Below are 14,684 nucleotides of genomic sequence, written 5' to 3' on the forward strand. Positions count from 1 at the left end.
GGTGGCCAGCGATCACTTGCGAGCCCAACGACTACACCCGGTCGAAACGTACAAGCCATGACCGTCGCATCGAGTTGGCAGCACGCAATCCATGGCGCTCTATTTACCTGCCTCAGCTCCCTACGGCTCTCAATCTTTCCCAAATGGTGTCGATAGCGTGATTACTCCTATTGAGTTTTCCGAGAAACGCTATGTTGCTAAAAAATGCTCGTCTTTCCACCAAGTTGCTGACGGCCTTCGGTGCTTGCGCCGTCATTACCTTGGGTGTGGGTCTGTTGGGCAGTCGTGGCGTAAGCCAGATGTCGCAAGGCCTGGGGTTGGTCTTTTCCAATAACCTGGTCTCTGTGGCCAAAACCGCTGAGGCGCGCTCGGAAGCGATTGCCCAGCAGCGCGATCTCTATGCGCTGATCACTGCCAACGCCGAAGGGGCTCCCCAGGCGACCAAGGACGGCATCCTCAAGAGCATGGCGGCCAACCAGGCCGCGAGCGAGCGGGCGTTCGCGCTCTATCGACAAACACCGTTGGCCGATGACGAAAGGGCCGCTGGCGACCAGCTCGAACGTGACTGGCCGCTCTACCAACAGCAGCTCCAAAACGTCATAGCTGCGACGAATGCCGGCGATCTGGCGACTGCGCGCAAGCTCATCAGCGGCGACTTGGCCGCGCTCTACGCCAAAATCATGGATGAGTTCTCGATCATGGTCGAGTCCAACAACCGGCAGATCAAGGAAGGCGGGGAAGACGCGGTCGAGCAGGAGCGGCAGGTGTCCTTCACCCTTTACATCGGTATTGCGCTGGCCTTCATCGCCGCCTTCGCCCTGGGCCTGCTCATAAGCCGCATGGTCGCGCGCCCCATAGGCTCGGCCGTGAAATCGGCGCAGCGCATCGCCGAGGGCGACCTGACCCAAACCATCTCCAGCGACTCGGGCGATGAGGTAGGCCAGTTGGTCAATGCTCTGGGCGACATGCAAAACAGCCTCAAACGCACCTTGAACCAGATCTCCGATGCATCCAATCAACTGGCCTCGGCCGCCGAAGAGTTGAACAGCGTCACCGAAGATGGCAGTCGCGGGCTGGTCAAACAGAACGACGAAATTCGCCAGGCCGCCACGGCGGTCAATCAGATGACTTCTTCGGTGGATGAGGTCGCCCGCAACGCCGTTTCCACCTCGGAAGCCTCGCGTACGGCCACCGACCAGGCCAACCGTGGGGTGACCCAGGCACGTGGCGCTGTGACGGCGGTCAACGATGCCACGGTGGAAATTCAGGGCTCTTCGAGCACGGTTGGCGAGTTGGCCGACCAGGTCAAGGAAATCGCCAAGGTGCTGGATGTGATCCGCGGCATCGCCGAACAGACCAATCTGCTGGCGCTCAACGCCGCCATCGAGGCCGCGCGGGCTGGTGAGCAAGGCCGCGGCTTCGCCGTGGTGGCCGACGAAGTCCGGGCATTGGCTGCGCGCACCCAGGCTTCGACCGTAGAGATCGAGCAAATGATCGGCTCGGTCCAGTCCCGCGCTGACTTGGCGGTGGTGGCCATGGACAGAAGCCACTCGCTGGTGGTCAATACGCAGCAACTGGCGATGGCGACAGGCGAAGCGCTCGAGCAGATCGCTGCCGGCATCGCCAGCATCAACGATCGCAACCTGGTGATCGCCAGCGCCTGTGAGGAGCAAGCGCAAGTGGCGCGGGAAGTGGACAAAAACCTGGTCAACATCCAGGACCTGTCGACTCAGACCGCCGCCGGGGCGCATCAGACCACCGCGTCGGCACAGGAGCTGTCACGCTTGGCGGTCTCGTTCAACGACTTGGTGGGGCGCTTCAAGTTGTGATTCGGCGCCAGGGTAGGCCGATCGGGCTACTCAGCAGCGAAAAAAACCCGCATACGTAAGTGTGCGGGTTTTTTGTATCAAAGGCAGGCAACGGCGGGGAAAGGTGGCGCGGCTCATGCCGTACGACGCAGCACGGTGCAGATCCAGCGATGGTTCACCCGGCAAGGGGCACGCAGGAAGATGATGTCGGCGACACGCTTGAGCCCTTGTTTACGCAGTTTGGCGGCCAGTTGTACCAGAGTAGCGGCTTCGATGGTCATGGCTGTTACCTCGTCGTTTCTTACTGGGTTCCTAGTTCTTGACTTGGCGGACAGCAAGGGAATTCCCGAATTTTCAGGCTGCCCGACCAACGGTGTAGGCGCTTGAAAAAACAGGGAAAAAAGAAAACCCGCCAGGGGAGGGCGGGTTAAATACTTAGAACGTACGAAGCAGTTTCAGGATGCCCGTGCAGTTGTCAGAAATTCGTGAAGGCTGTGTCGACAACGTGTGAGATAGGTAGATTCTTCAAAAAAAGCCCGCTCTACGTGAGCGGGCTAAGCGCTTGAAGGGAGCGTTGCCATAGTGTGTCGATCAGAATTATGTCGGCATTAAAACGTTCGGGATTGATTTGCGCGCCGACTCGATCTATACAAGCTCAATTTTTCTGGAGGTGGCCGCATGCGCGACGATGACGATATCCACGAGCCCGAACACGATCACTTGCTGGACCGGGAATTTTTCGACGACGAGCCCGAGTCTGAGCCCGAAGCGCAAACCCACGACTTCGATGTCGAGGACGGGGATGATCTGGATGACGAAGACTTCAGTCACCCTGCCTGGCAAGACTGCCCTGATGATTGAGCAGAGGGGAGGAAGCTGAACAAGCATCACGTTTCGAAAGCGAATCCGGATGTCTCGAAACGCTTCGAGATGGGGTGAATGCCAGACACAAAAAACGCCCGAAGGCGTTTTTTCAAAACATGGTGCGAGTGGCGGGACTCGAACCCGCAAGGCTCACGCCGGCAGATTTTAAGTCTGCTGTGTATACCAATTCCACCACACTCGCACAGTTGAAAGGGTCTAAGCGACCGGCGACGTTCCATAATGGAAGCGCCTTGCAATCAAGCGCGCTTTATAACCCAACGTTATAGTGCAGTCAACCCAAGCTGCTTCATGGACGTATACCGGCTGCAATCTGGCGGAGGTCTTCGGCAGCCATTTTCAGCTTGTCCACTTGGGTAGCCATGGCTGCCATCTCGTCGACCTGCCCCGTTCGCTGCAGATAGCGAGCATGACCATCGAGTGCCGTGCGCAGTGACTCCAATTCCTGGGCCGTAGTCACCAGATCGTTCTTAATCGAATCCATTCGCGAGTTGGCCAGTTCCAGGGTGCTCCGTTCGCAGTGGCGAGTAAACAGCTGCTCCGCGCAAGGCATACCCCTGCAGACACCGTCTTGCGAGGCAAAAGAATGCCGGATGCTGTCAGTGATCTTCAGGCTTGCCAGCCGTTCTGGCCGCTTCGATGCGGTTTTGGATTTCTTCGCGATGCACCTGAATGTCCTTAGGTGCGTCGATGCCGATTCTCACCTGTGAGCCGTTGACACCCAATACGGTGACTCTGATGTTGTCGTTGATGACGATCACTTCGCCAGCCTTTCGCGTGAGTATCAGCATGTACTTCTCCTTGGTGATGTCTATAGCCACTGCGCCTCAGGCCCAATGGTGAGGGCTTGGCCCTCGTCCGTCTTAATGAAGACGCTTTCTATTGGCGGTAATTCCAAACCGAACCCTGCGCGACGGGAGTTGCACAAGGTTCGGTCGTAGCCCAAGGCTCATGTCAATCGTCCTAGGCTGGTATGGAGCAAGAATAAGGCGATCGGCCTCGTCTGTGAAATGACCTCGCACCATGGCCTGCATAGAGCTACTCAATCAGCCACAGGTACGGTGTTCAGCTGTTGAAGAAAATGCAGCAGAGCGACCTCTTCCTGTTCCATGCCCTTGCGCTTACGGACTTTAGGCAATGCTTCCAGATGGCCCAGAACGAAGTGTTCAAGCACGGCAGGATGGATGTAGGACTTGCGACATACCGCAGGGGTGTTGCCCAGCCGGGAAGCGACTTGACGCAGGATATCGGCCAAGTGCCGTTTTGCATGGGTTTCCGGTTGCCAAGGCAAGGGTTTGAGCAGACTTAACGCCAGACTGCTGCCAGCCCAGGTGCGGTAGTCCTTGGCCGTGAAGTCGGCACCTGTGATGGTTTGCAGGTACTGGTTGACGTCGCTCGAACCGATTCGATGCCGATCGCCGTCGGCATCGACGTACTGGAACAGCTCTTGACCAGGCAGCTCCTGGCAGCGCTTGACCAGGCCGGCCAGGCGCCGGTCGCGCACGGTGATGCTGTGCTCCACGCCACGCTTGCCGCGAAACTCGAAGCGGATCGTCGTGCCTTTGACTTTCACATGACGGTTGCGCAGGGTCGTCAGCCCGTAGGATTGGTTGTCCTTCAGGTAGCGTTGGTTGCCAATCCGGATCAGTGTGTGGTCGATCAGGCTCACCACGAGCGCCAGCAGCTTGGTGCGGTCCAGGCCAGGGCGCGACAGGTCGCGCTCTACGGTGCGACGAAGCGCCGGCAGTGCCTCGGCGAACGCCAGCATGCGTCCGAATTTGTGGGCATCGCGCAGTTCGCGCCATTCGGGATGGTAGCGGTATTGCTTGCGTCCGCGCGCGTCCAGGCCCGTGGCCTGCAAATGGCCTTGCGGATCGACGCAGATCCACACTTGTGTGTAGGCCGGCGGAATGGCCAGCGCGGCGATCCGTTTCAAGGTCGGTTCGTCGTCGATGCGCTTGCCGTCGGCGTCGTGGTAGATGAAGCGGTCGCGCCAACGCTTGCGCGTCAGGCCCGCATGGGTGTCGTCGACGTAGTGCAGTGACGCGGGCAGAGGGCAGTCGAGCATGGCAGCGTCCAATGAGGGGTTATCCGGTGGACAACGCCAGTGGCGCGGATGCTCAGCCGAGAATCGCCACCGATTTGATTTGCGCCCATAGTTGCTGACCGGGCGCCACTTGCAAATGGTCGGCCGAGTAACGGGTGATGCGTGCCAGCAACGCGTGGCGCCCGGCATCCAGCCCTACCAGCAGATGGGCGGGGTTGTCCGCTGCCTGGCATTGGCGTACCTGCACGGGAAGACGGTTGAGGATGCTCGACGCCTGATCGGCGGCCAGTGCCAGGCTCACATCGCGGGCCTGCACCTTGATGCGCACTGCTGTGCCCAGGGCCTGCTCGGTGTGCGCGATGCGCAGCGTGGTGTCGTGCAGGCCGGGCAGCCGCAGTTCGAGCAAGCCATAGCGTTCGTCGAAGCCGACCACCTCGGCTTGCAGCACCACCCCCGCATCTTCCGCCTGGCTCAACGGCAGGTCGAGCCTGTTGAGCAGCGCAGACAAGGGCCCGCTGGCTTGGGCCCGACCCTGCTCGAGCAGCACCAGGTGGTCGGCCAGGCGTACGACTTCGTCCTGACTGTGGCTGACGTACACCACCGGAATGTCCAGCTCGGCGTGCAGGCGTTCCAGGTAGGGCAGGATTTCACGCTTGCGGGCGCCATCGAGCGCGGCCAGCGGTTCGTCCATCAACAGCAATCGCGGGCTGGTCAGCAGCGCCCGAGCGATACCCACGCGTTGCGCCTCGCCACCAGACAGCGTGGCGGGTGCGCGCGCCAGCAAATGACCGATGCCCAACAGTTCGCAAGCCTGCTCCAGGCCCACCCGGCGCTGCCCTGGGACAACACGACGCCAACCGAACTCGAGGTTGTCGCGCACGGTCAGGTGGGCGAACAGGCTGGCCTCCTGAAAGACGTAGCCGATGGGGCGCTTGTGGGGTGGGACGAACAGATGTCGTGCGCTGTCTTGCCAGACGTCGCCATTGACCTCTACAAGGCCCTCACTGGTCGGCTCCAGACCCGCCAGGCACCGCAGGCAAGACGTCTTGCCGGAGCCCGAATGGCCGAACAGCGCACTGACGCCGCGACCAGGCAGGTGTAGATCGACGTCCAGGGCGAAGTCGCCGCGCTCAAGGCGCTGGCGTACGTGGATGCCACTATTCATTTCAACCCCATCCTGCTTTGTCTCGGCGCGGGCCGTAGAGCATCAGCAGCACCAAAAAGGAAAACACCAGCATGGCGCCGGCCAGCCAATGGGCCTGGGCATATTCCATGGCCTCGACGTGGTCGAAGATCTGCACCGACACCACGCGCGTCTTGTCCGGAATGTTGCCGCCGATCATCAGCACCACGCCGAATTCGCCGACAGTGTGGGCAAAACCCAGAATGCTGGCCGTAATGAAGCCAGGCTTGGCGAGCGGTAGCACCACGTGCACGAACGTGTCCCACGGGCTGGCGCGCAAGGTCGCTGCAACTTCCAGCGGCCTGTGGCCGATGGCGGTGAAGGCGTTTTGCAACGGCTGCACCACGAACGGCAGCGAATACACCACCGAGCCGATCACCAGCCCTGTGAAGCTGAATACCACGGTACCCAGACCAAAGGCGGTCGTGGCCTGGCCGATCCAGCCATGCGGGCCGAGCGCCAACAGCAGATAGAAACCGATGACCGTGGGCGGCAGTACCAGCGGCAGGGCCACCAGCGCGCCGACCGGGCCACCCAGCCACGAGCGGGTGCGCGTCAGCCACCAGGCCAGCGGCGTGCCCAGCACCAGCAGGATCAGGGTCGTGAGGCTGGCCAGTTTCAAGGTCAGCCAAATCGCACCCAGGTCACTGGCGTCGAGCATCAGATTGCATAGCCATAGGACTTGATCACCGCCGCGGCCTTAGGGGTCTTGAGGTAATCGACCAAGGCCTTGGCCGCCGGGTTGTCCTGGCCTTTGCTGAGGACCACCGCATCCTGGCGAATCGGTTCGTGCAGGTTGGCCGGGACGATCCAGGCCGATCCTTCGTTGACCTTGCCGTCTTTGTAGATCTGCGACAGCGCCACGAAACCCAATTCGGCATTGCCGGTGGAAACGAACTGATAGGCCTGGGTGATGTTCTGCCCTTCGACCAGCTTGGCGCGCGTGGCATCGGTGAGCTTGAGCTGCTCCAGCACTTGCGTGGCGGCCAGCCCGTAGGGTGCGGCTTTGGGATTGGCGATGGACAAGTGCTTGAAGTCGTTCTTGCGCAACACCTCGCCCTTGTCGTCGACGTAACCGGGTTTGGGCGACCACAGTGCCAAGGTGCCGATGGCGTAGGTGAAGCGCGACCCAGGCACGATGGCCTTTTCCTGCTCCAGTTTTGCCGGTGTGCTGTCGTCGGCCGCCAGGAAGACATCGAACGGCGCGCCGTTGTTGATCTGTGCATAGAACTGGCCGGTTGAGCCATAAGAAGCGACCAGGGTATGGCCGGTGTCTTTTTCGAAATCCTTGGCCAGTGCCTGGATGGGCGCGGTGAAATTGGCGGCAACCGCCACTTGGACTTGATCGGCCCAGGCGCTGTTGAGCATGAACAAGGCGGTGAGGGCGACGAAGGTTGGGTGCAAGCGCATCGAACAGGCTCCAGCGGGCAGGTTGGCGTTATGGCGCCGACTATATAGCGACCGGCCCGCCCGCGGGAAGTGGGACATCAGGTAACGGAGTCTGCCGTGCTCAGCGCCGCAGTTGGTCCAAGGCGGCTTGGGCGATGTCGCGGGTCAAGGTTTCGGCCGGTACGCTGCGCCCGAGGCGCAGCCCCTGACCAGCCCACTGATTGCTGAAATCGCCGCTACCCTGGGCTTCGCTCAAGGCACGCAAAGGCATCAAGGCGCCGCCGGCCAACGGAAATGCAGGTGTCAGTTCGCTCATGGGGCCCAGCTCGCGCATCAACCGGTTATTGATGCCGCGCGCCGGGCGCCCGGTGAACAGGTTGGTGAGCGCCGTGTCGGCTGCCGGCGCGGTGAGCAGGGCGTGCCGATGGGCTACGGAAACCTTTGCCTCGGGGCAGAACAGGTAGGCAGTGCCCATTTGCACGGCACTGGCGCCCAACGCAAGCGCGGCAACCAGCCCGCGGTGGTCGCCGATACCGCCCGCAGCGATCACCGGAACGCCAACGGCATCGGCGACCTGCGGTACCAAAGCCAGGGTGCCGATCTGCGTGGTGATGTCTTCGCTCAGGAACATGCCGCGGTGGCCACCTGCCTCGTAACCCATGGCGATGATGGCGTCGCAGCCGTGCTCCTCGAGCCACACGGCCTCGGCGACCGTGGTTGCGCTGCCGAGCACCTTGGCACCGGTGGCTTTGACCCGTTGCAGCAAAGGCTCTGGCGGCAGGCCGAAATGGAAGCTGACCACCTCGGGCCGCAAGGTTTCCACCCACTGGCAGCCCTGTTCGTCGAAAGGCTGGCGGTTCGACACCGGTGTCGGTACCTGCACGTCCGCACCCAGCTCGGCGTAATAACCCGCCAGCGCTTCCTTCCAGCGCGCGGCGCGCTCAGGGTCGGGAGAGGGTGGCCGATGGCAGAAGAAGTTCAGGTTCAGCGGCCCGTTGCAGGCTTGGCGGAACGCCGTCACTTCGGCTTGCACCTGGGCGGCATCGAGCATGGCGCAAGGCAGCGCGCCCAGCCCACCGGCACGGCCCACGGCAATCGCCAGGGGTGAGCCGCCGGCGCCAGCCATCGGGGCTTGCAGAATGGGCAACTCGATATCGAGCAGGTCAAGGATTCGCCGATCGGGCCAAGCGTACATGCACCACCTCCAGACTTTGCGTTATGTAGGTAAAGCTACAGCGCCTTGCTGACCTGTACCTCACTGATCTTGCTGACATCGTCGCCATGGATCTTGCGCAGGGCATCCATCGCCTGCTCGTGCGAGGCGTCGCTCAATACCGCGAAGTCCCAGCGACGTTGGCCGTCGAGTTTGTATTTGATGACGTATTTGAGGTTCTGGGTCATGGCGGTTTATCTCAGCTGGGACGTGGAGCGTCGAATGATCTTGATCTTGTGGGTGAAGGTCGGCTTGCGTGTGACCGAAATCGCCCGGGTGGTGACGGTGTCGAGGGTGATGTTCCAATACCCGGAGCTGGGTACGGTGATCTTGGCGGGGAACTTGTCGAAGGCACCGCCATGGTAGGTATGGCGACCGCCATTCTTGAAGCTGCGGAAGTTGGCGTCGTTCATCAGACGGATGTTGCAGGGCTGAGAAGACTCGATGACGACGATGTCGTCTTCATTCAAGTGCTCGCGTTGGTGGATGAATTTCATGCGTTGCTCCGCAGGTACGGTCTGAAAAGCCGCAACTTTATCACGATGCCGGGGGATTTCCGCCGCGCGGCGGCGTTGAGCGAACGACAGCGTGATTCATCGGAGCTAAATGCGCTGGCGATGGTCAACAAGGGTTTGGAATTGCAGGAGACATTGGGATGAAATGGGTTTTGGCTGCGCTTTCGCTGGCGCTCGCAGGTTGTGCCAGCGTGTCCGAGCTCGAGCAATCGCACGAGACCATGGACGTGATATCGGGCAAGTCGCCACGTGAATATGCCGACTGCATCAAGCAAACCTTGGCCAGTAGCCGCGATCCCTTGACCGAGGAAGTACAGGGCGAAGGGCTGCGCTTGATCGTGCCGCAAAAGCTCGGTGCCGGTGCGGGCCCCGCAGCGTTGGTCGAGATTCAGAAGCGCAGCAATGGCAGTGCGATCAAACTGCGTGAACGCCTGAGCAACTTTCCGCTGCGCCCCGGCGATGTGCGCGATGCAACGACGGCGTGCATTTCAGGTTCGTGAGTGCGGCCTCGACGCCGTTCCGTCATGGCCGGCCGCTATTAGAAATTGTTTTCGGCTTGCATCTTTCGGAACCTTCACGCTCCTGCGGGAACTATCGGCGTGAATATAGGCCGAACCCCTTTGAGTCGTGGCATGAAGCCCCGCTTGGGCGGGCATTGTAAGGTACGTGCCGCCTGATTAGACTGCGCCAGAGCCACATGGCCATACCCCCCTTTAAGGACGTTTATGATCAAGAAATGCTTGTTCCCGGCAGCCGGTTACGGCACCCGCTTCCTGCCTGCTACCAAAGCCATGCCCAAGGAAATGCTGCCGGTGGTCAACAAGCCGTTGATCCAATACGGCGTCGAGGAAGCACTGGATGCGGGTCTGAGCCAGATCTCCATCGTTACCGGTCGTGGCAAACGCGCACTGGAAGACCACTTCGACATCAGCTACGAGCTGGAAAACCAGATCAAGGGCACCGACAAGGAAAAGTACCTGGTCGGTATCCGCCGTCTGCTTGACGAGTGTTCGTTCTCCTACACCCGCCAGACCGAAATGAAAGGCTTGGGCCATGCCATTCTCACCGGCCAACCGCTGATCGGTGACGAACCCTTTGCCGTGGTGCTGGCCGACGACCTGTGCGTCAACCCCGACGGTGACGGCGTACTGACCCAGATGGTCAAACTGTACAACCAGTTCCGCTGCTCGATCGTGGCCATCCAGGAAGTCGATCCCCAGGAAACCAACAAGTACGGTGTGATCGCCGGCGACATGATTCGTGACGACATCTATCGCGTCACCAACATGGTCGAGAAGCCCAAGCCCGAAGATGCGCCGTCGAACTTGGCCATCATCGGTCGCTACATCCTGACACCCGATATCTTCGACATCATCAAGAACACCGAGCCGGGCAAGGGCGGTGAAGTACAGATCACCGACGCACTGATGCAGCAGGCCAAAGATGGCTGCGTGCTCGCTTACAAGTTCAAGGGCAAGCGTTTCGACTGCGGTGGCGCCGAAGGTTATATCGACGCGACCAACTTCTGCTTCGAGAACTACTACAAGTCCGGCAAAGCCTACTGATCGACCTGCAGCAGCGCGTGGCACATGCCGCGTGCTGCTGGCAGTCGCCAGATTTAACCGCCAGACTGCACGTACCCGGCCGATTCGATCGGCAACAACCACCTCGGGGTGGTTTTTTTTGGAGTTTGAATCATGGCCTACGATTTCGACCTGTTCGTCATTGGCGCAGGTTCCGGTGGTGTACGCGCCGCGCGCTTCGCTGCGGGTTTTGGCGCCAAGGTGGCCGTTGCGGAAAGCCGCTACCTGGGCGGCACCTGCGTCAACGTCGGCTGCGTGCCGAAGAAATTGCTGGTGTACGGCGCGCACGTCGCCGACGAACTCGAGCAGGCTGCCGGTTATGGTTGGAGCCTGGAAGAAGGGCATTTCGACTGGGGCACCCTGATCAGCAACAAGAACCGCGAAATCGAGCGGCTCAACGGTATCTACCACAAGCTGCTGGTCGACAGCGGCGTGACCCTGCTGCAAGGCCATGCGCGCCTGACGGGCGCCCATGAAGTGGAAGTCGAGGGTCAGCGCTACAGCGCCGAGCGCATCCTGATCGCCGTGGGCGGTTGGCCACAGGTGCCGGACATTCCTGGCAAAGAACTGGCCATCACTTCGAACGAGGCGTTCTACCTCAAGCAATTGCCCAAGCGCATGCTCGTGGTGGGCGGCGGTTACATCGCCGTCGAATTCGCCGGCATTTTCCAAGGACTGGGCAGCGCCACCACCTTGCTGTACCGCGGTGACCTGTTCCTGCGCGGCTTCGACGGTTCGGTGCGCGACCACCTCAAGGAGGAACTGGAAAAACGCGGCCTCGACCTGCAATTCAATAGCGACATCGAGCGTATCGACAAACTCGACGACGGCAGCCTGAAAGCGACCTTGAAAGATGGTCGCGAGTTGATCGCCGATTGCGTGTTCTATGCCACTGGCCGCCGACCCATGCTCGATGGCCTGGGGCTGGAAAACACGGGTGTGGAATTGGACGAACGCGGTTACGTGCGCGTCGACGAACACTACCAGACCACCGAGCCGTCGATCCTGGCGATCGGCGATGTCATCGGCCGCGTGCAACTGACGCCCGTGGCGCTGGCCGAAGGCATGGCCGTCGCCCGTCGACTGTTCAAGCCCGAGCAGTTCCGCCCGGTCGACTACCAGAACATTCCCACCGCTGTCTTCAGCCAGCCGCCCATTGGCACGGTCGGCCTGACCGAAGAACAAGCATTGGAAGCAGGGCACAAGGTGCAGATATTCGAAAGCCGGTTCAAACCGATGAAGCTGACCCTAACCCAAAGCCAGGAAAAGACCTTGATGAAGCTGGTGGTGGATGTCGATACCGACCGGGTACTGGGTTGCCACATGGTCGGGCCGGATGCCGGCGAAATCGTTCAGGGTCTGGGCATCGCGCTCAAGGCCGGCGCAACCAAACAACAGTTCGACGAAACCATCGGCGTGCATCCGACTTCGGCGGAAGAGTTCGTCACGATGCGCACTGTTACGCGCTGATCGCGCGTCCCATGCGGGCCTGAACACGTCGCTGCAGAGCGCCGGTACAGGCCCGTGCGTGAGCGCCGCTCCCGGCGCTCAGCACGATCGCTTCTATTGATATCCCACCTTTATAGCCAAAACCAATCACCAGCATCAGGTTTGCCAATGAGCCTTTATCGCGTTCGTTGGTTAGGATTTCCTCCGTCAACTGATTTCAACCCATCCGAGGAAACGTCTGATGCCTATCATCAACAGCCAAGTCAAACCGTTCAACGCAACCGCTTACCACAACGGCGAGTTCGTTCCAGTGAGCGAAGCCGACCTGAAAGGCAAGTGGTCCGTCGTGTTCTTCTACCCGGCCGACTTCACTTTCGTCTGCCCGACCGAACTGGGTGACCTCGCTGACAACTACGCCGAATTCCAGAAGCTGGGCGTAGAGATCTACGGCGTATCGACCGACACCCACTTCACCCACAAAGCCTGGCACGACACGTCGGACACCATCGGCAAGATCAAATACCCACTGATCGGTGACCCGACCCAAGTCATCTCGCGCAACTTCGACGTGCTGATCGAAGAAGCCGGCCTGGCCGACCGCGGTACCTTCGTGATCAACCCCGAAGGCCAGATCAAGATCGTCGAAATCAACGACGGTGGCGTAGGCCGCGATGCCAGCGAACTGCTGCGCAAAGTCAAGGCTGCCCAGTACATCGCCGCCCACCCCGGCGAAGTCTGCCCGGCCAAGTGGAAAGAAGGCGAAGCCACCCTGGCGCCATCGCTGGATCTGGTCGGCAAGATCTAAGTCCAGTCGATGCGTACCCCGCGGGCGGTCGCTAGCCGCCACAGCTGATCTGTCTACCGCCCCGTAAAAGCGCCCGGGCGACACCGCCTGGGCGTTTTTGTATCCGAGTTTTGTAAGAAGGAAATCGCCCGTATGTTGGACGCCACGCTTAAATCGCAACTGAAAACCTACCTGGAGCGGGTCACCCAGCCGATCGAGATCGTTGCTTCCCTCGACGACGGCGCGAAGTCCCGCGAAATGCACGACCTGCTGGTGGAGATCGCCGGCCTGTCGAACCTCATTGCCTTGCGCGTGGATGGAGACGACGCACGTCGTCCATCGTTCTCGCTCAACCGACCCAACGGCCAGATCAACCTGCGCTTTGCCGGCATCCCCATGGGTCACGAATTCACCTCGTTGGTGCTGGCCCTGTTGCAAGTCGGCGGCCACCCTTCGAAAGCCAGTGCCGAGCTGATCGAGCAGATCCAAGGGCTGGATGGTGAATTCCACTTCGAAACCTACTTCTCGCTGTCCTGCCAGAACTGCCCGGACGTGGTCCAGGCGCTGAACCTGATGGCCGTGCTCAACCCCAAAGTGCGCCATGTCGCCATCGACGGCGCACTGTTCCAGGCCGAAGTCGAGTCGCGGCAGATCATGGCCGTGCCGAGCCTTTATCTGAACGGCGAGCCCTTCGGCCAAGGGCGCATGGGTCTCGAGGAAATCGTCAACAAGCTCGACAGCAATGCCGGCAGCCGCCAAGCCAAGCAGCTCGACGCCAAGCAGGCCTTCGACATGCTGGTGGTCGGCGGCGGCCCTGCGGGCGCCACGGCGGCCATCTATGCAGCCCGTAAAGGCATCCGCACCGGTGTCGCAGCCGAACGTTTCGGCGGGCAGGTGCTCGACACCATGGCCATCGAGAACTTCATCTCCGTCCAGGAAACCGAAGGCCCGAAACTGGCCGCGGCGCTGGAAGAACACGTCAAGCAATACGACGTCGACATCATGAACCTGCAGCGCGGCGAAGCCTTGCTGCCGGCCACCGACGGCGGTCTGCACCAGGTGCGTCTGGCCAGTGGCGCCACTTTGCGCGCCAAGACCGTGGTGTTGGCGACCGGTGCGCGTTGGCGCGAAATGAACGTGCCGGGTGAGCAGCAATACCGTAACCGTGGCGTGGCCTACTGCCCGCATTGCGACGGTCCGCTGTTCAAAGGCAAGCGCGTCGCGGTGATCGGCGGTGGCAACTCCGGTGTGGAAGCGGCCATCGACCTGGCCGGCATCGTGGCCCACGTCACGCTGATCGAGTTCGACAGCCAGTTGCGCGCCGATGCCGTCTTGCAGCGCAAGCTGCACAGCCTGCCCAACGTCAAGGTGATCACCAGCGCGCTGACCCGTGAAGTGCTGGGCGACGGGCACAAGGTCACCGGTCTGCGCTACCAGGACCGCACCAGCGATGCCGAGCATGCGTTGGAACTCGAAGGCATCTTCGTGCAGATCGGCCTGCTGCCCAACACCGATTGGCTCAAAGGTACCGTCGAGCTGTCGCCGCGCGGCGAGATCATCGTCGATGCCAAGGGCCAGACCAACATCCCGGGCGTCTTCGCTGCCGGGGACGTGACCACCGTGCCATACAAGCAGATCGTCATCGCCGTAGGCGAGGGCGCCAAAGCTTCGCTGGCCGCGTTCGACCACCTGATCCGCACCACCGCGCCAGCCTGATTAGGTCGCGTCTGCCACGCGCCGCCCCTTTGCCGGGGCGGCGCGCTGCTGTCCGGGGTTTGCCCGATACGCGGCAGCGGCGCTGCGCTATATTCGGCCTTTGTCCTGCCTGATG

Annotated in this window: 18 protein-coding genes and 1 tRNA gene; 8 read left to right on the top strand and 11 right to left on the bottom strand. The window is 61.1% G+C overall.

All coding sequences use genetic code 11. The features are described from left to right. The first annotated feature begins 191 nt into the window (after positions 1-191). Complete coding sequence (locus tag ACSMEV_RS12310) at positions 192-1,829, top strand: methyl-accepting chemotaxis protein (RefSeq protein ID WP_459205398.1); 1,638 nt, start codon at positions 192-194, stop codon at positions 1,827-1,829. Between the two features lie 113 nt (positions 1,830-1,942). Here ACSMEV_RS12310 and ACSMEV_RS12315 read toward each other — a convergent pair whose 3' ends face one another. Continuing rightward, the gene (locus ACSMEV_RS12315) at positions 1,943-2,089 is read right to left on the bottom strand and encodes a hypothetical protein (RefSeq protein WP_296267565.1); all 147 of its coding nucleotides are present in this window, start codon (positions 2,087-2,089) and stop codon (positions 1,943-1,945) included. 397 nt (positions 2,090-2,486) lie between these two features. Here ACSMEV_RS12315 and ACSMEV_RS12320 point away from each other — a divergent pair, with 397 nt between their 5' ends. Beyond that, positions 2,487-2,669: a hypothetical protein gene (locus ACSMEV_RS12320; RefSeq protein WP_459205399.1), complete on the top strand. Its 183-nt coding sequence runs from the start codon at positions 2,487-2,489 to the stop codon at positions 2,667-2,669. A 120-nt stretch (positions 2,670-2,789) separates the two neighbouring features. Here ACSMEV_RS12320 and ACSMEV_RS12325 read toward each other — a convergent pair. From ACSMEV_RS12325 to ACSMEV_RS12370, 10 genes are all read right to left on the bottom strand, one after another. Continuing rightward, positions 2,790-2,874: transfer RNA gene (locus ACSMEV_RS12325), tRNA-Leu, on the bottom strand. Positions 2,875-2,979: 105 nt separating this feature from the next. Further along, positions 2,980-3,174 (bottom strand): hypothetical protein, encoded by a 195-nt coding sequence (locus tag ACSMEV_RS12330; RefSeq protein ID WP_459205400.1) that lies wholly within the window; start codon positions 3,172-3,174, stop codon positions 2,980-2,982. 115 nt (positions 3,175-3,289) lie between these two features. Further along, positions 3,290-3,481, bottom strand: coding sequence for a carbon storage regulator CsrA (csrA, locus tag ACSMEV_RS12335; protein ID WP_296267571.1), 192 nt, complete (start codon positions 3,479-3,481; stop codon positions 3,290-3,292). A 251-nt stretch (positions 3,482-3,732) separates the two neighbouring features. Then, positions 3,733-4,758, bottom strand: a complete 1,026-nt coding sequence (locus ACSMEV_RS12340; RefSeq protein ID WP_459205401.1) for a DNA topoisomerase IB — start codon at positions 4,756-4,758, stop codon at positions 3,733-3,735. 52 nt (positions 4,759-4,810) lie between these two features. Further along, the gene (gene modC, locus ACSMEV_RS12345) at positions 4,811-5,902 is read right to left on the bottom strand and encodes a molybdenum ABC transporter ATP-binding protein (protein ID WP_459205402.1); all 1,092 of its coding nucleotides are present in this window, start codon (positions 5,900-5,902) and stop codon (positions 4,811-4,813) included. A 1-nt stretch (position 5,903) separates the two neighbouring features. After that, positions 5,904-6,581 (bottom strand): molybdate ABC transporter permease subunit, encoded by a 678-nt coding sequence (gene modB, locus ACSMEV_RS12350; protein ID WP_459205403.1) that lies wholly within the window; start codon positions 6,579-6,581, stop codon positions 5,904-5,906. Next, on the bottom strand, positions 6,581-7,330 hold the full coding sequence (modA, locus tag ACSMEV_RS12355) for a molybdate ABC transporter substrate-binding protein (RefSeq protein WP_459205404.1): 750 nt from the start codon (positions 7,328-7,330) through the stop codon (positions 6,581-6,583). The genes modB and modA overlap by 1 nt, the downstream gene beginning before the upstream one ends. A 100-nt stretch (positions 7,331-7,430) precedes the next feature. After that, positions 7,431-8,504, bottom strand: coding sequence for an NAD(P)H-dependent flavin oxidoreductase (locus ACSMEV_RS12360; RefSeq protein WP_459205405.1), 1,074 nt, complete (start codon positions 8,502-8,504; stop codon positions 7,431-7,433). 35 nt (positions 8,505-8,539) lie between these two features. Beyond that, positions 8,540-8,710 carry a hypothetical protein gene (locus ACSMEV_RS12365; protein ID WP_459205406.1) on the bottom strand — a complete coding sequence of 57 codons (171 nt, stop codon included), beginning with the start codon at positions 8,708-8,710 and terminating at the stop codon, positions 8,540-8,542. A 6-nt stretch (positions 8,711-8,716) separates the two neighbouring features. Further along, positions 8,717-9,019: a DUF1883 domain-containing protein gene (locus tag ACSMEV_RS12370; protein WP_313739711.1), complete on the bottom strand. Its 303-nt coding sequence runs from the start codon at positions 9,017-9,019 to the stop codon at positions 8,717-8,719. Between ACSMEV_RS12370 and ACSMEV_RS12375 the strand changes: the two genes are divergently transcribed. The 6 genes from ACSMEV_RS12375 to ahpF all read left to right on the top strand — a co-directional run bounded on the left by ACSMEV_RS12375 (position 9,005) and on the right by ahpF (position 14,569). Beyond that, positions 9,005-9,181, top strand: coding sequence for a hypothetical protein (locus ACSMEV_RS12375; protein WP_459205407.1), 177 nt, complete (start codon positions 9,005-9,007; stop codon positions 9,179-9,181). The two genes, ACSMEV_RS12370 and ACSMEV_RS12375, sit on opposite strands and share 15 nt — an antisense overlap. After that, on the top strand, positions 9,178-9,537 hold the full coding sequence (locus ACSMEV_RS12380) for a hypothetical protein (protein ID WP_459205408.1): 360 nt from the start codon (positions 9,178-9,180) through the stop codon (positions 9,535-9,537). The genes ACSMEV_RS12375 and ACSMEV_RS12380 overlap by 4 nt, the downstream gene beginning before the upstream one ends. 225 nt (positions 9,538-9,762) lie before the next feature. Continuing rightward, complete coding sequence (galU, locus tag ACSMEV_RS12385) at positions 9,763-10,602, top strand: UTP--glucose-1-phosphate uridylyltransferase GalU (protein WP_313739709.1); 840 nt, start codon at positions 9,763-9,765, stop codon at positions 10,600-10,602. Between the two features lie 132 nt (positions 10,603-10,734). Beyond that, positions 10,735-12,090, top strand: a complete 1,356-nt coding sequence (gene gorA / locus ACSMEV_RS12390; protein ID WP_459205409.1) for a glutathione-disulfide reductase — start codon at positions 10,735-10,737, stop codon at positions 12,088-12,090. A 220-nt stretch (positions 12,091-12,310) separates the two neighbouring features. Next, positions 12,311-12,874 carry an alkyl hydroperoxide reductase subunit C gene (gene ahpC / locus ACSMEV_RS12395; RefSeq protein WP_459205410.1) on the top strand — a complete coding sequence of 188 codons (564 nt, stop codon included), beginning with the start codon at positions 12,311-12,313 and terminating at the stop codon, positions 12,872-12,874. 132 nt (positions 12,875-13,006) lie between these two features. Beyond that, positions 13,007-14,569, top strand: coding sequence for an alkyl hydroperoxide reductase subunit F (gene ahpF / locus ACSMEV_RS12400; RefSeq protein WP_459205411.1), 1,563 nt, complete (start codon positions 13,007-13,009; stop codon positions 14,567-14,569). Positions 14,570-14,684 lie beyond the last annotated feature (115 nt).

The sequence above is a fragment of the Pseudomonas sp. MLB6B genome (assembly GCF_054508135.1).

Bases quoted from the DNA above. Each gene is read 5' to 3' on its own strand.
- ACSMEV_RS12380 (WP_459205408.1), top strand. From the start codon at position 9,178: ATGAAATGGGTTTTGGCTGCGCTTTCGCTGGCGCTCGCAGGTTGTGCC.
- ACSMEV_RS12340 (WP_459205401.1), bottom strand. From the start codon at position 4,758: ATGCTCGACTGCCCTCTGCCCGCGTCACTGCACTACGTCGACGACACC.
- gorA (WP_459205409.1), top strand. From the start codon at position 10,735: ATGGCCTACGATTTCGACCTGTTCGTCATTGGCGCAGGTTCCGGTGGT.
- ACSMEV_RS12330 (WP_459205400.1), bottom strand. From the start codon at position 3,174: ATGGATTCGATTAAGAACGATCTGGTGACTACGGCCCAGGAATTGGAG.
- ahpF (WP_459205411.1), top strand. From the start codon at position 13,007: ATGTTGGACGCCACGCTTAAATCGCAACTGAAAACCTACCTGGAGCGG.
- ACSMEV_RS12310 (WP_459205398.1), top strand. From the start codon at position 192: ATGTTGCTAAAAAATGCTCGTCTTTCCACCAAGTTGCTGACGGCCTTC.
- ACSMEV_RS12365 (WP_459205406.1), bottom strand. From the start codon at position 8,710: ATGACCCAGAACCTCAAATACGTCATCAAATACAAACTCGACGGCCAA.
- ACSMEV_RS12320 (WP_459205399.1), top strand. From the start codon at position 2,487: ATGCGCGACGATGACGATATCCACGAGCCCGAACACGATCACTTGCTG.
- ACSMEV_RS12370 (WP_313739711.1), bottom strand. From the start codon at position 9,019: ATGAAATTCATCCACCAACGCGAGCACTTGAATGAAGACGACATCGTC.
- modA (WP_459205404.1), bottom strand. From the start codon at position 7,330: ATGCGCTTGCACCCAACCTTCGTCGCCCTCACCGCCTTGTTCATGCTC.
- ACSMEV_RS12315 (WP_296267565.1), bottom strand. From the start codon at position 2,089: ATGACCATCGAAGCCGCTACTCTGGTACAACTGGCCGCCAAACTGCGT.
- modB (WP_459205403.1), bottom strand. From the start codon at position 6,581: ATGCTCGACGCCAGTGACCTGGGTGCGATTTGGCTGACCTTGAAACTG.
- csrA (WP_296267571.1), bottom strand. From the start codon at position 3,481: ATGCTGATACTCACGCGAAAGGCTGGCGAAGTGATCGTCATCAACGAC.
- ACSMEV_RS12360 (WP_459205405.1), bottom strand. From the start codon at position 8,504: ATGTACGCTTGGCCCGATCGGCGAATCCTTGACCTGCTCGATATCGAG.
- modC (WP_459205402.1), bottom strand. From the start codon at position 5,902: ATGAATAGTGGCATCCACGTACGCCAGCGCCTTGAGCGCGGCGACTTC.
- galU (WP_313739709.1), top strand. From the start codon at position 9,763: ATGATCAAGAAATGCTTGTTCCCGGCAGCCGGTTACGGCACCCGCTTC.
- ahpC (WP_459205410.1), top strand. From the start codon at position 12,311: ATGCCTATCATCAACAGCCAAGTCAAACCGTTCAACGCAACCGCTTAC.